This window comes from Legionella sp. 227, from assembly GCF_043161935.1.
In the GTDB taxonomy this organism is placed as follows: Bacteria; Pseudomonadota; Gammaproteobacteria; order Legionellales; family Legionellaceae; genus Legionella; species Legionella sheltonii.
In genome coordinates this window covers 3,342,311-3,355,772 of record NZ_CP171154.1, presented here as the reverse complement: position 1 = coordinate 3,355,772, position 13,462 = coordinate 3,342,311, and the positions used below count along the sequence as shown (strand labels likewise).

Genomic DNA, 13,462 nt, shown 5'->3' with positions numbered 1-13,462 from the left:
TTTTTATCCTCAATTTAAAAGGAATTATTACCATGAACAAATTTATTGCAAAGCTTGGTATATTGAGCTTATTAATGAGTGTGACATTCTTTGGCTGGGCAGGATCTTGTAAAGCTATTGCAATTTCTTGTATGCAAAATGGTTACTATAAAGGCGGTGAAAAAGCCGGTAAAGGATTAATCAAAGACTGTGTTTTACCCGTAGCAATGGGTAATAAAAGATTACCAAATACCAATTTTAGTCCAGAACAACTGCAAAAATGCAAAACGAAGTTAGCTGAAAAATTAAAAGGTAAAGTGCAAGAAAAAGTGCAAGAAAAAGTGCAACAACAATAACTGTCTTTCTTGTTATTAAGTGGGAAAAACCCCTTCTCGCCAATAGGGAGAAGGGGTTTTAACTTATTCCTTCTGCAATGACTCCATCACAGCCCCCAAGAAACGAGTTGCCTCGCCTCCAGTAACTGCTCGGTGATCAAAACTTAGTGATAATGGAAGTATATTATGTGCTTCTATGACTCCTTCGGTATTAACAACAGCCCCTTGATAGAGTCTACCCACTGCCAAGATGGCAACCATGGGGGGAACAATAATTGGACTTGCAAAGCGACCTGCGAATTTTCCAAAATTGGAAAGAGTGATGGTAGCTCCTTTCAATTTATCGGCGGTAATTTCTCGATTACTCACTGAGTGTTTAAATTCATTGATCATTTTTCGTAGTTCGGTATCGGAATGTTTTCCCGCATCATGAATTACAGGTACAAATAATCCTTCTTCATTATCCATAGCTAATCCAAGATGGACTTGCTTAAAACATTGACGAGCACTATGTTTTGTATCAAACCATGCATTTAATGCAGGTTCTTTTTTAGCAGCGTAGATCATTGCGTGGATTAAACGAACGGTGATGTCAGTACCTGGTTTCCAAGCACTAATATCTGCTTCATCAAAAATACTTACGGGGACTACTTCTGTATGAGATTGAATCATACTGTTGAGCATGGCTCGTCTAACTCCGCGTAACGGTTCAAAACCAGCAGGAACTTCAGCATTTTTATCTGCTTGTGCTTGAACATCATTACGAGTAATGACACCAAACTCTCCAGTTCCTTTAAGCGTAGATAAATCAACACCCAGTTTTTTAGCAAGCATTTTCACCGCCGGAGTGGCTTTGATACGATTTTTAGCAGAGTGTTGTGCCCCTATAGTAAAGTTGTCTTCTGAAACTTCACTACTTTCTTCTAAATTACCTACTACTGTTCCTTTGTCTGCTGGCTTGGCACTGGTTGATTCAAAAGCTACCAAAGGTTCCCCTGTTTTAATGACATCACCAGGTTTTCCATATAATTTGCTTATAGTGCCAGACTGAGGGCAAGGCACATCCACTACTGCTTTTGCGGTTTCCATAGAAACTAAAGGTTGATCTGCTACCACAGTATCGCCTTCTTTGACAAACCATTCATGTATCTCAGCATCTGGTAGGCCTTCACCCAAATCAGGTAGATTGAAAATATTCATTATTACTCCATTAAGCTCATAACGCTGTTTTTAATACGTGTAATACTGGGTATGTATTGTTTTTCCAATTGGAAATAAGGCATTACAGTATCATATCCAGTTACCCGCTGAACTGGGGCCATTAAATCAGCCATACAATTTTCCATAATTTGTGCTGAAATTTCGGCGCCAACCCCACAAGTTTTTGCTCCCTCATGAACGATAACACAACGTCCTGTTTTTTCTACAGAGGCTAAAATTGTTTCTATGTCCAGTGGTTTGATGGTTGCAACATCGATTACTTCGCAGGAAACTCCTTCCTCACCCAATTGTTTCGCTGCTTGTTGTGTTTCGTGAATACTGGCACCCCAGCTTATTAAGGTAACGTCGTCACCTTCTTGCAAAGTAAAACATTTACCTATAGGCAGTGCTTGGCCATTATCTTCTACAGGTTGCTTGACCAAACGATAAATGCGTTTAGGTTCAAGAAAAATGACTGGATCAGGATTACGCATAGCGGCTAAGAGCAAGCCATAAGCTCTCTTTGGGGAGGAGGGAATTACCACTTGTAACCCTGGAATATGAGCAAATAAAGCTTCAGTACTTTCTGAATGGTGTTCTGGAGCGCGGATACCCCCACCAAAAGGAGCTCGAAAAACAAGAGGACAATGGAGTCGTCCGCGTGTTCTATTCCGCATACGAGCAGCATGAGAAATAATTTGGTTCATGGCAGGATAAATAAATCCCATAAATTGAAATTCAGCGACTGGTTTTAGTCCTTGGATTGACATACCAATGGCCAAACCTGCAATCATGGATTCGGCAAGAGGAGTATCAAATACTCGTTTTTCACCAAAGCGTTCTTGTAATCCCACTGTGGCGCGGAATACACCTCCGTTTTTGCCAACATCTTCACCAAAAACCACAACATTTTCATCATGAGCTAACTCATAAGCCAAAGCCTGAGTTACTGCCTCAATCAAAGTAATATCAGGCATGAGTTGCTTCCTCCATAGCTATTGCGCGTTGTTCCACTAAATACTCGGGTAATTCAGCATAATGATAATCAAAAATACTGCTAATAGGCTGCATTTTCATACTCAGGTATTCATTAACTGCTTTTTCTACTTCTTCAGCACAATGGATTACTAATTTTTCTTCGTCATTGGCATTCCAGATTTTTTGCTCCATAAGGAACTCTTTGAATCGAGAGATTGGCTCCCTAGGCTTGGCCTTTTCAACTTCCTCACAAGGTTGATAGCGAGTGGCATCGTCCGCTGTTGTATGATCAGATAAACGGTAAGATATCGCTTCAATTAAAGTAGGTCCCTCACCACGTCGTGCCTTTTCAATTGCATCGCCAATAACTTGTCTTGTTGCCAATATGTCATTGCCATCGATTTGTATGCCTTTAAAACCTGCAGCTATTGCTTTTTGTGCAATAGTTTTTGAACCTGTCTGTTGGTCTCTGGGAACAGAAATAGCCCATTGATTGTTGTTCACCACAAAAACGACAGGTAAATTCCAAGTACCTGCAACATTCATCGCTTCATAGAAATCACCTTCTGATGTGCCACCTTCTCCAAGACAAACTACAGCAACGCGTGGTTGATTTCTATATTGGAAAGCAAATGCAACACCAGTTGCATGCAAGCATTGTGAGGCAATTGGAACACATATTGGTAGGTCTTCTGAATTACAAGAAAACTGGCTTCCTCGTTCGTCACCACCCCAAAATGCTAAAATTTCAGACATTTTTACACCACGTTGAAATTGAGCAGCATAATCACGGTAATATGGAATCAACACATCCTCAGGACGCATCGCATGGCCTATGGCTGTGGAAATTGCCTCCTGTCCGTTAATAGGAGCATAAGTTCCCATTTTACCCGTTCTTTGCAAAGCAATGGCTTTTTTATCAAAGGTGCGTGTAAGAACCATGATTTTATAAAGCTCTTTTAGTGCAGAATGATCATGGGCAAAAGCGGGGAGTTGGCCGACTAATTTTCCATGTTCATTTAAAAATTGAATATATGTAATATCAAATTGAGCAACTGTTGACATATGAGGCTCCTTGTCAATAAAGCGTTTGCATAGCATACTCACAAATTAATTTAAAAACCAGAGAATTAGTGTTGGAATGATATTAAAAAAGAAGTAATTTTGTAGCGCTGGGAATGGTGTGGCGGGGGGGCATCCTTCGGCTCCGCTGCGCTGTACTCGGGCTATCTAAGTTTTATAATAATTACCTAAGAGGGTCTATTTTGAGTCAATTTGTATTTCATTCATTGGACTATCATCATTCGCTGCATGATTATTACCAAAAATTACGGCATCTACCTGGTTTTGTTCTTCTAGAAAGTACAGACCACATTCATGGGCGTTATGATATTCTTAGTGCCTACCCTTATGATTCCATCCAAATTGCTCATAGCTCTTCCGATTTATCGTATTTATTAAAGGAAATAAATCACATTTTATCTCCATTACCCTCTGTGTCCGATCTTCCTTTTCAAGGCGGGGCTCTGGGATATGTATCTTATGATCTTGGTGCAAAGTTATTTGGAATAAACTCCCAGATACAACTCACATTAGAGAATATGCCTTTATTGGATCTTGGTTTGTATGATTGGGCAATAATTGTAGATCATCATAAAAAAATTATTACATTGTTTGCAGCAAATACACATCCATCAACCCCTAGAATAGTTGATGAAGTCATCGAATTATGGAGTAACTCTATTGGACAACCTGGCACCGCATTAATTACAAGCAATTTTACTCCATTGGTATCAAAGCAGAATTACCAGGAGGCATTTTTCTCTATCCATCAATCCTTAAACGAAGGAAGAAGCTATCAGGTCAATCTTACTCAGCCTTTTCATGCTGCTTATGAAGGAGACAGTTGGTGTTTTTACGATAAAATTTGCAGAGAAAATCCTGTTCCTTTTGCTGCCTTTATGAAAACAAAGCATGCAGATATTTTAAGTTTCTCGCCAGAGCGTTTTCTATTTCATGAGGCAGGTAAATTGGTCGCATCTCCTATTAAAGGAACAATAGGGCGTTCTAATAATCTCCTTGAAGATGAGCAGTTAAAAAACAAATTAACTTCTTGTGAAAAAAATCGGGCTGAGAATGTCATGATTGTTGATTTATTAAGGAATGATTTAGGTAAAATTGCTCTGCCTGGTTCAGTACACGTAACCCATTTATGTGAAGTACAAAGTTATAATTCAGTGCATCATTTAGTAAGTACAATTGAAGCGCTATGCAAACCAACAATTCTGCCTTTTGAGGCATTTTTATCCTGCTTTCCTGGGGGATCTATTACAGGTGCACCGAAAATTGAGTCCATGCGAATTATTCATGAGCAAGAATCGTATGCACGAGGAATTTACTGTGGGTCCATAGGCTATTTTTCACGACATGGACGATTTGATACAAATATTGCTATTCGTACAGTCACCGCCAAAGAAAATATTTTGCATTTAGCTGCTGGTGGTGGAATTGTTATTGACTCTGACTGTGAAGATGAATATCGTGAATGTTTCATCAAAATAGCAGCGGTCATTAATGGACTTAACTGAATCTAAAAATAAAAAAATTGTGCATTCGGCAGTGGTTGTTTTGTATGAACAATTATCCGATTCGTTAATTTTGACAAAACGTAGTGATCAACTGCGAACACATCCCGGTGAAATATGTTTCCCTGGTGGCTCATGGGAGGAAGGGGATGAAAATTACTATGCTACAGCGCTTCGAGAGTTGAATGAAGAGTTGGGTATTGCTCCAGACCGTATTACACTGATAAGAGAATTGGACATACAGAATACTCTTCTAGGAAGTATTATTCATCCTTGGTTTGCGAGTGTTGAGTCTGTTCATCCCTATCAGTTAAATTCTCATGAAGTAGTTCGCCTTATCTCTATCCCAATGACATTAGTTCAAGATGCAAAAAATTATAAAGATTTTATGATTGAGCGAGGCGGACGTCGTTATGTCACTTGTGAATTTACCGCGAATAAGGATTGGGTATGGGGTGCAACAGCCCGCATAATGAGGCAATTAGCTAAATAGGAGTATAGGAGAATTAGCAGTGCACGTCATTTCGAGTGTAGCGAGGGACCTCGTCGCTTAGGATGGCGGTGTCAGCTCCCGGATTAGTTGCGCTAATCCGGGCTGCAAATGCTACCATCATTAAATGGCCACAGCGGGTTTTGTTTCTGGATGGCTAGGAGAAGTAGTCGCATGACTGTCTTTAAGCGCCCGACGAAGAATTTTTCCCACATTTGTTTTGGGAAGCTCATTGTAAAATTCAACTACTTTAGGGACTTTATAAGCGGTTAGATGTTCGCGACAATAAGCAATAATTTGTTCAGCAGTTAAACTAGGATCTCTTTTCACAATACAGGCTTTAACACGCTCACCAGATTCTTTATCAACAATGCCAACAACCCCAACCTCTAAAACACCGGGGTGCATTGCAATCACTTGTTCTACTTCATTTGGATAAACATTAAATCCGGAGACGAGTAACATATCTTTTTTACGATCAACTAAATAAATAAAACCTTCTTCATCCATTTTGCCAATGTCACCAGTTTTTAAATAGCCACTTTTAGTAAATACCAATGCAGTTTCATCAGGTCGTTTCCAATATCCAGGAGTTACCTGCGGTCCTTTAATACATATTTCGCCACTTGTACCTATTGGTACTTCATGTTCCTCATCATCGAGAATAATCACATCTGTAGAAGGAAGCGGTAGTCCTACACTTCCGTTATATTCAACAAGGTTCATCGGATTTATGATGGCAGCAGGACTGGTTTCAGTTAAGCCATAAGCTTCTAATACGGGAGTTTTAGTAACTTCCAACCATTTAAGGGCTACGCTTTTTTGCAAAGCCATTCCACCAGCAAGTGAAATTTTCAGTTTACTGAAATCAACTTCTTTAAATTTGGGATGATTTAATAATACATTAAACAGTGTATTAACACCTGTAATTGCTGAAAAATGCGCTTTTTTTAATTCTTTAATAAAGTGCCCTACATCACGGGGATTGGTGATCAAGATGTTTTTTGCACCTAGTTTTAAAAAAGTTAAACAATTCGCAGTAAGAGAAAAAATATGATAAAGAGGAATTGCCGTAACAATGATTTCATCACCATCTAAACCTATTGGTTTAATCCATGAATCGGCTTGAAGGACATTGGAGACCATATTCCCATGAGTTAAAACAGCACCTTTTGCCACACCGGTTGTTCCTCCGGTATATTGTAAAAATGCAATGTCATCATGATCCAATTCGACATGATGAAGGGGGGACTGTTTTCCTTCAAGCAATGCGTAATTAAAAGCTACTGCGTGAGGAATGTTATAAGCAGGCACCATTTTTTTTACATATTTAATTATTGAATTGATAATAATTCGTTTTGGCGTCGGAAACAGATCGGCTATCTCAGTGACAATGACATGTTTTAACGTGGGCATGGAATTTAATGCTTTTTCAACGGTTTTTGCAAAATTAGCGAGGACAATAATTGCTTCAGCACCAGAGTCATTAATCTGATGAATCAGCTCGTCAGAAGTATAAAGAGGATTGGTATTAACAACTACATATCCTGCTCGTAAGATGGCAAATAGAGCTACCGGATATTGAATTACGTTAGGGAGCATGATTGCTACTCGAGTCCCTTTATCCAATTTAAGTTGTTGAAGATAAGCAGCTAAATCTCTGCTCAATTCATCCAGTTCACTAAAAGTAATACTGCTCCCCAAATTGGTATATGAGGTTTTCTTAGCATAACGCGTGCAGGATTCTTTAAACAAATCTACGAGGGAAGAATATTGACTTGCGTCAATTTCGTGCGGAACTCCTTTCTGATATTGTTCAAACCACCGTTTATCCACCTTAATATCCTTCTGTTATTGGTTTTCACATGTTAGTATAAACAAAAATATTGGTTATGGATATCATACTCATGGGTGAACATATAACGCAAACTCAAGCATTTAAGCTTAAAGGTCGTCTTTATACATTTACTGTATTGCATGTATTAAATACGGACCCAGATTTTTTTTCGCAACAACTAGCTGATACTGTTGCTAAAGCCCCAAAGTTATTTGAGCATACTCCCGTTGTTTTTGATTTGTCTTCGGTGCAACAGTTGGAGTTTGATTTGCAGACTTTACTGCAGGCGGCGCGTACTCAAGGGATGATTCCTGTTGCGATTCAAGGAGGAAGTGTATTACACAACACGTTAGCTCAATGTCATGGGTTAGCGGTATTACATGCATCTTCGACGCAAGATAAGCCGATTATTGAACGACCAATTGAAAACAATCATCACGATGCAGCAAAATCAATAACAAAATTAATTACCACACCGGTTCGTTCAGGACAGCAAGTCGTAGCAAAAGGTGCCGATCTTGTGGTTGCTGCTTCAGTGAGTCATGGTGCTGAATTATTGGCAGATGGCTGTATTCATGTATATGGCGCTTTAAGAGGCAGAGCTTTAGCGGGGATCTCGGGTGATAAGGAAGCACGAATTTTTTGTCAGTCACTTGAGGCCGAGTTGGTATCAATTGCTGGATTTTATCGCTTAAGTGATGCGATTCAACCTTATAATGGACCTTGTCAAATTTACCTAATGGATGAACACATACATATTGAGCCTTTATGATAGAAGTTGCTTTTATTTCTGATCTTCATTTGCATCCAGAAGATCAGGCCATCGAGGAGCGTTTTAATCAATTTGTGGAATGGGCAAAAATTTCAGTTAAAAATGTTTATATCCTCGGTGATTTTTTCCATGCCTGGGCTGGTGATGATACTATTGATGAATGGAGCAGAAACATTGCCAATCAGCTATTTTCTTTAAAAAAACAGGGCATTAACCTGTTTTATATGCATGGAAATCGTGACTTTTTATTGGGGAAAACTTTTGCAAAGCTTGCGGGATGGACTATTTTAGCGGAGCCGACGGTAATCCAATTAGGGCAGGAAAAAATACTCTTAGTCCATGGGGATCGATATTGTACTAAAGACTTAGCGCATCAGCGCTTTAGACTGATAACTCGAAATAGAATATTTTCTATCTTATTTTTAAGTTTACCAATTAAATATCGTCAACGGTTAGTGAAGCAAATACGTTATCGAAGTCAGATGAATCAGAACAAATCTGTAGAAGAAATGGATGTTGTTGCTGATGAAGTAATTAAGCATATGTCACGTTATCGAGTAACTCAATTAATTCATGGTCATACACATAAACCGGGCATCACTTTGTATCAAAATAATTCGCAAGAATTAAGGCGTTATGTACTCAGTGACTGGGATGACAAACCCCATGTGTTGTGTTATGATCATACAAAAGGGCTCTATTTTGCCCACATGTAATTTTGGAGTGTTAGGTTATGACCCGAAATAAAACAGAGCTTGAAGAGCAGAAGCAAGAAGCGAATAAAACTTCTCTGGAGGGAGCGGAAAAACTCCGAAAAGAACAAAGAGATAAAGAGTACAATGCAGCGCTAGAGACCGAACAAGCCAAACAGCGACAGCAGTGGGCCAAAGTTATGGATGAGTTGAGAAGCAAACATAAACTCAAAAATCGAAAAGAGGGCGGCCCTGAAACTTATTGGGAAGAAGTAGATCAATTGGCTGAACATCTGATTAACTCAGACCAAAACTCCACCATTGACTGGCGTTCTAATATGATGTCCTTGCTTAATTTATTAACAAAATTGAATAAAGCGATAAACATATCGTCAGAACAAGTTGCCGGTGAGGGATTAGACCTCGTGAAGCAGGCTACTAGACCTATTCCCGTGCTTGGACATCTATTTCATCCTAATGAAAAGATATATCAGTCGCTTAAAACAGCGATCGTTCATAAAGCGATTAGAGGCAAAAGCGGTATAGATTTCCCCGTCTTAGAGCAAAAGGTTTCATTTAAAGATGGAAAAGTTAACATAGCCGACTTAACTCGTGCCGATGATGGTTCTTCCTTAGCTGCAGATATCCAGCGTGGAAAAGAAGAAAATCCAGCGAATAAAGCGTTTAAAAAATTTGTTGATATTTGGTTGGAAGAACAGGGTTATCTACCGGTTCCACACGCCAATAAAGGTGTGTATCGACATCATGCAACTGGTGTATTATTGAATGAGGATAAATTTAAAGAATTAAATGATAATAGAAATACTAGCTTTGCTACATTCCTCAAAGACAATGCCACCTTGAAATATGATGAACAAAAAGAGGAGCAGAGTACACCCGCTCCTTAATCACTCTTTATCAGGACTGCGGTATTCCGCTATGAAAACGGAATACTGTATCCGTTGATAAAATAAAATCATTTTCTAATGATAAAAACAATTGCAAACGCTGTTCTATATTTCCACCGTATAATTTTGCCAGTCGCAGATAATCCTCAAAATGACGTGCTTCTGATTTAATTAAAGTTCCATAGAATTTGATCAAGTCCTTATCTTCAAGATAAGGGATAATCGCATGAAAACGCTCGCAGGAACGGGCTTCAATAATGGCACCAATAATCAGCTGATCACATAGACGTTGAAGGACATTTCTGCTGGTAACCTGTTTATGCATTCGGGTCGCATAGCCTGAAGGTTGCAAAGGACAAAATTCAATTCCTCTTTGGGTCATAAAATGAATGACTTTTTCAAAATGAAGTAACTCTTCCCGAGCCAAAGGAGACATCACGTCAACCAGTTCTTTTTTTTCTGGATATTTGCTCATAAAATTAATGGCAGTTGCTGCTGCCTTGCGTTCACAATGGGCATGGTCGATTAATAGCAAAGGAATATGAGTTGCTGCGAAATCCAACCATACTTGTGGCGTTTTTACCTGAAGAAAATCATTTAATAATTGTAAATCATTGTCTAAACGTTTTAACATCTGCGAGATACACTATACTTATAAAAATAAACTGTCTTATATCATATACCTTAATGAAATTGAATTGGATGAAAAATGAACGGGGAAGAAATTGATAATGAATTAAACCAATGGTTTTCAACTTATGGTGCAATAACAGCTGAACGTATATTAGGAAGATACAACGTTAATTTAGCACAAACGGACTTAGTTGCAGCAATTAAAAGTCCATTTAGTTTTTACCATCGATTAATACAGGTTCCATTAAAAAGCGTACTCAATGGTATCGTCTTACAGCAGGCGAATGATTATCATGTTTATGTCCAGAAATTATTTATTGATTATTTACTTTCTGGTGAAAATTCTAAAGGTGAAGAGGCTCAAGGCGCTGCAACACGTGAAACTATAGAAAATGAGCGGCAACAATTAGTTGCACTGGGTGAAGCGTTTCAAAAGGTGCAGGGGGATCAGGATTATTTGATTGCTAACAGTCAACGTATTTTGATTCAAATGACTCAGCTCTTTAATGCCGAACTTGAAAAAGCACTCAGCTCGCTTAACAAACTACTAAAGGCTGCTGGTCTCACCGTGAAAAAAAGTCAAATTAGGCAAGCTATTAATCATGCACTGATCTATTGTAATGTAAGGGAAATTCAAACTAATGGGTCTCTTTTTATAGAGAAAATGAATGAAGTGCTTAAGGTTTCCCTAACAGAAGACTTAAAAGGTAAAATGTTAACTTCATTATCAGAAATTTTGCAAATGAACATCGATTTTGATGATCAAATCATGGATTATGTTCAGCAAACCGACGAAATTAATCGGTCAGCCAATTCGTATCGAAATCAGTTTTTTGATACGATTATTCGTGTTATTGATTTAATGAAATCCTTGCCTGAATACAAAATTGATCCCGAGCAAGATGCGATTAACAGAGAGCCTTTATATTTTGATAAAAGCATAGGGTCTCTATAATTTCTCAATCGATATAGGAAAGCAAAACAACTTCGGAATCTGTTTTGCTTTTATCATCAAGACCATAATCATATAAAAATGAATTTATATTAGCCATGTAGCCAGTATTTCGTGTATAATATGGCACTTTAACTAACCCCCTTATGGAGTCCCTGATGGCAAAAGAAACAACATTGTCAATTATTAAGCCCGACGCAGTTGCTAAATCGGTTATAGGTCAAATTTATACTCGTTTTGAAAATGCTGGTTTAAACATAGTCGCTGCAAAAATGATGCAACTTTCACGTGAACAAGCAGAAAGTTTTTATGATATTCACCGCGCACGTCCTTTCTTTAAAGATTTGGTAGAATTCATGATTTCAGGTCCTGTGATGATTCAGGCATTACAAGGTGAGAATGCGGTAATGAAAAACAGAGACATCATGGGTGCAACAAATCCTAAAGAAGCTGCTCCTGGAACCATACGTGCTGATTTTGCTGATAGCATTGATGCCAATGCAGTTCATGGTTCAGATAGCCTAGAAAATGCTGCTCGTGAAATTGCATTCTTCTTTGAACCTCATGAAATTTGTGAACGATAAAAATTAGGTTTTAGATATTTAATGACAGTAGTAATGTAGCGCTGAGCAGCGCTATAACCCTGTCATCCCGGCGTCGCGAAATATCTCCTACTATAGCACAGTGTTACGAGGTGTGATTCCTCGTTGCACTCGGGATGACGGCAGCTTTACTGCGTTGCTCCAGAACTACATTTATCTTGTCTAACGTCATTAAATTTGGAGTAAAAATGACTGTGCAAAAAGTAAATCTGCTGGATTACAATTACCAACAAATGCGGGAACTGCTGGATAGCTGGGGCGAACAACCTTATCGTGCCCAACAAATAATCCAGTGGATTCATCAAGCAGGTTTATCTGACTTCACTAAAATGACGAATCTTAGCAAGTCATTAAGAGAAAAGCTTACGCAACTTTCATCCATTAAATTACCTGAAATCGTTGCTTGTCAAAAATCGAATGATGGTACCCACAAATGGCTTTTAAAACTGGATTGTGGTAATTGCATTGAGACAGTATTTATTCCTGAAGCTAATCGTGGAACTTTATGTGTTTCCTCACAAGTAGGCTGCGCTTTAAATTGTTCTTTTTGTTCCACTGCAAAACAAGGTTTTAATCGCAATTTATCCACTGGTGAAATCATTGGTCAGGTTTGGCTAGCAGTACGCGAATTATCATTACAACAAGGTGCGCATGACAAAAGAGTGACAAATGTGGTGATGATGGGGATGGGGGAACCTTTACTCAATTTTGATAATGTAGTGTCAGCAATGAATATTATGATGGATGATTTTGCTTATGGATTATCAAAACGTCGCGTTACTTTAAGTACTTCTGGAGTATTGCCTGACTTGGAGCGTTTAAGAGAGGTAAGTCCTGTAGCTCTTGCTGTTTCATTACATGCACCTAATGATGAATTAAGAAATGAGTTGGTTCCTATAAATAAAAAATATCCCTTGGCTCAGTTAATGGCCTTGTGTAAAACTTATTTTAAAAATGAACCGCGAAGAAAAGTGACTTTTGAGTACGTAATGCTTAAGGGTGTTAACGACCAACCATTGCATGCAAAACAATTGATAAAGTTGTTGCGTAATGTTCCAGCCAAAGTCAATTTAATTCCTTTTAATCCTTTCCCGATGACACAGTATGAGCGTTCATCTCAGGAAGCAATTGATGCCTTTAGAGATATGTTAATCGCCCAAGGTATTAATACAATTACTCGAAAAACACGCGGTGATGATATCGATGCGGCATGTGGTCAATTGGCGGGTGAGGTTAAAGACAGGACAAGTCGTTCTCAAAGATGGCAAAAACTACACTTTATGCCTAAAGCAAATCAAGAGCTGAATACTGTAGAATAATTGCTGCAAGGTGAATGTCTGTTCGCTTTGATTAAGTTGCATAATCCGAGATCATTTTGACGTCATCCCAGTATAGCGAAGGACTTCATATCGTAACACGGTGCTAGTGGTGGCCATCTGTCGCTATTCTAGTGATGATGGAAGTGTCGTTTCATTGTCTCCAGGTCCCAATTTTGTTAT

At 38.6% G+C, this 13,462-nt stretch carries 14 protein-coding genes; 9 read left to right on the top strand and 5 right to left on the bottom strand.

The annotated features are described in order from the left end of the window. Positions 1-32 precede the first annotated feature (32 nt). Complete coding sequence (locus ACF8MK_RS14605; protein ID WP_392537268.1) at positions 33-335, top strand: hypothetical protein; 303 nt, start codon at positions 33-35, stop codon at positions 333-335. Between the two features lie 63 nt (positions 336-398). On the opposite strand, the gene ACF8MK_RS14600 is transcribed toward ACF8MK_RS14605, so the two are convergent. Genes ACF8MK_RS14600 through pdhA form a run of 3 tightly spaced genes read right to left on the bottom strand, consistent with a single transcriptional unit; the run spans position 399 to position 3,557 of the window. Continuing rightward, positions 399-1,514 (bottom strand): dihydrolipoamide acetyltransferase family protein, encoded by a 1,116-nt coding sequence (locus ACF8MK_RS14600; RefSeq protein WP_392537267.1) that lies wholly within the window; start codon positions 1,512-1,514, stop codon positions 399-401. A 2-nt stretch (positions 1,515-1,516) separates the two neighbouring features. Next, the gene (locus ACF8MK_RS14595) at positions 1,517-2,491 is read right to left on the bottom strand and encodes an alpha-ketoacid dehydrogenase subunit beta (RefSeq protein WP_265704840.1); all 975 of its coding nucleotides are present in this window, start codon (positions 2,489-2,491) and stop codon (positions 1,517-1,519) included. Continuing rightward, complete coding sequence (gene pdhA / locus ACF8MK_RS14590; RefSeq protein WP_392537266.1) at positions 2,484-3,557, bottom strand: pyruvate dehydrogenase (acetyl-transferring) E1 component subunit alpha; 1,074 nt, start codon at positions 3,555-3,557, stop codon at positions 2,484-2,486. Before pdhA ends, ACF8MK_RS14595 begins: the two co-directional genes overlap by 8 nt. Before the next feature lie 200 nt (positions 3,558-3,757). On the opposite strand from pdhA, the gene pabB reads away from it, so the two are divergent. Then, positions 3,758-5,080, top strand: coding sequence for an aminodeoxychorismate synthase component I (gene pabB / locus ACF8MK_RS14585; RefSeq protein WP_392537265.1), 1,323 nt, complete (start codon positions 3,758-3,760; stop codon positions 5,078-5,080). Next, positions 5,067-5,570: an NUDIX hydrolase gene (locus ACF8MK_RS14580; RefSeq protein ID WP_392537264.1), complete on the top strand. Its 504-nt coding sequence runs from the start codon at positions 5,067-5,069 to the stop codon at positions 5,568-5,570. The genes pabB and ACF8MK_RS14580 overlap by 14 nt, the downstream gene beginning before the upstream one ends. Before the next feature lie 120 nt (positions 5,571-5,690). Here ACF8MK_RS14580 and ACF8MK_RS14575 read toward each other — a convergent pair whose 3' ends face one another. Further along, positions 5,691-7,403: an AMP-binding protein gene (locus ACF8MK_RS14575; protein WP_392537263.1), complete on the bottom strand. Its 1,713-nt coding sequence runs from the start codon at positions 7,401-7,403 to the stop codon at positions 5,691-5,693. A gap of 71 nt (positions 7,404-7,474) precedes the next feature. On the opposite strand from ACF8MK_RS14575, the gene minC reads away from it, so the two are divergent. Genes minC through ACF8MK_RS14560 form a run of 3 tightly spaced genes read left to right on the top strand, consistent with a single transcriptional unit; the run spans position 7,475 to position 9,776 of the window. Further along, a complete protein-coding gene (gene minC / locus ACF8MK_RS14570; RefSeq protein WP_265704845.1) occupies positions 7,475-8,176 on the top strand; it encodes a septum site-determining protein MinC in 702 nt (233 codons plus the stop codon). Continuing rightward, positions 8,173-8,892: a UDP-2,3-diacylglucosamine diphosphatase gene (locus tag ACF8MK_RS14565; protein ID WP_392537262.1), complete on the top strand. Its 720-nt coding sequence runs from the start codon at positions 8,173-8,175 to the stop codon at positions 8,890-8,892. The genes minC and ACF8MK_RS14565 overlap by 4 nt, the downstream gene beginning before the upstream one ends. A gap of 17 nt (positions 8,893-8,909) precedes the next feature. Beyond that, positions 8,910-9,776: a hypothetical protein gene (locus ACF8MK_RS14560; RefSeq protein ID WP_392537261.1), complete on the top strand. Its 867-nt coding sequence runs from the start codon at positions 8,910-8,912 to the stop codon at positions 9,774-9,776. Between the two features lie 10 nt (positions 9,777-9,786). Here the strand turns inward: ACF8MK_RS14560 and ACF8MK_RS14555 are convergent, their stop codons facing one another. Continuing rightward, positions 9,787-10,410: a tRNA-(ms[2]io[6]A)-hydroxylase gene (locus ACF8MK_RS14555; protein WP_392537260.1), complete on the bottom strand. Its 624-nt coding sequence runs from the start codon at positions 10,408-10,410 to the stop codon at positions 9,787-9,789. A gap of 75 nt (positions 10,411-10,485) precedes the next feature. Between ACF8MK_RS14555 and ACF8MK_RS14550 the strand changes: the two genes are divergently transcribed. The 3 genes from ACF8MK_RS14550 to rlmN all read left to right on the top strand — a co-directional run bounded on the left by ACF8MK_RS14550 (position 10,486) and on the right by rlmN (position 13,282). Continuing rightward, positions 10,486-11,364 (top strand): hypothetical protein, encoded by an 879-nt coding sequence (locus ACF8MK_RS14550; protein WP_392537259.1) that lies wholly within the window; start codon positions 10,486-10,488, stop codon positions 11,362-11,364. Positions 11,365-11,519: 155 nt separating this feature from the next. Then, positions 11,520-11,945: a nucleoside-diphosphate kinase gene (gene ndk / locus ACF8MK_RS14545; protein ID WP_028380638.1), complete on the top strand. Its 426-nt coding sequence runs from the start codon at positions 11,520-11,522 to the stop codon at positions 11,943-11,945. A gap of 206 nt (positions 11,946-12,151) precedes the next feature. Beyond that, positions 12,152-13,282, top strand: a complete 1,131-nt coding sequence (gene rlmN, locus ACF8MK_RS14540) for a 23S rRNA (adenine(2503)-C(2))-methyltransferase RlmN (protein ID WP_392537258.1) — start codon at positions 12,152-12,154, stop codon at positions 13,280-13,282. Positions 13,283-13,462: the final 180 nt, after the last annotated feature.

Coding starts and splice junctions, on each gene's coding strand:
- ACF8MK_RS14605 (WP_392537268.1), top strand. CDS start 33: ATGAACAAATTTATTGCAAAGCTTGGTATATTGAGCTTATTAATGAGT.
- ACF8MK_RS14600 (WP_392537267.1), bottom strand. CDS start 1,514: ATGAATATTTTCAATCTACCTGATTTGGGTGAAGGCCTACCAGATGCT.
- ACF8MK_RS14595 (WP_265704840.1), bottom strand. CDS start 2,491: ATGCCTGATATTACTTTGATTGAGGCAGTAACTCAGGCTTTGGCTTAT.
- pdhA (WP_392537266.1), bottom strand. CDS start 3,557: ATGTCAACAGTTGCTCAATTTGATATTACATATATTCAATTTTTAAAT.
- ACF8MK_RS14580 (WP_392537264.1), top strand. CDS start 5,067: ATGGACTTAACTGAATCTAAAAATAAAAAAATTGTGCATTCGGCAGTG.
- minC (WP_265704845.1), top strand. CDS start 7,475: ATGGGTGAACATATAACGCAAACTCAAGCATTTAAGCTTAAAGGTCGT.
- ACF8MK_RS14565 (WP_392537262.1), top strand. CDS start 8,173: ATGATAGAAGTTGCTTTTATTTCTGATCTTCATTTGCATCCAGAAGAT.
- ACF8MK_RS14560 (WP_392537261.1), top strand. CDS start 8,910: ATGACCCGAAATAAAACAGAGCTTGAAGAGCAGAAGCAAGAAGCGAAT.
- ACF8MK_RS14555 (WP_392537260.1), bottom strand. CDS start 10,410: ATGTTAAAACGTTTAGACAATGATTTACAATTATTAAATGATTTTCTT.
- ACF8MK_RS14550 (WP_392537259.1), top strand. CDS start 10,486: ATGAACGGGGAAGAAATTGATAATGAATTAAACCAATGGTTTTCAACT.
- ndk (WP_028380638.1), top strand. CDS start 11,520: ATGGCAAAAGAAACAACATTGTCAATTATTAAGCCCGACGCAGTTGCT.
- rlmN (WP_392537258.1), top strand. CDS start 12,152: ATGACTGTGCAAAAAGTAAATCTGCTGGATTACAATTACCAACAAATG.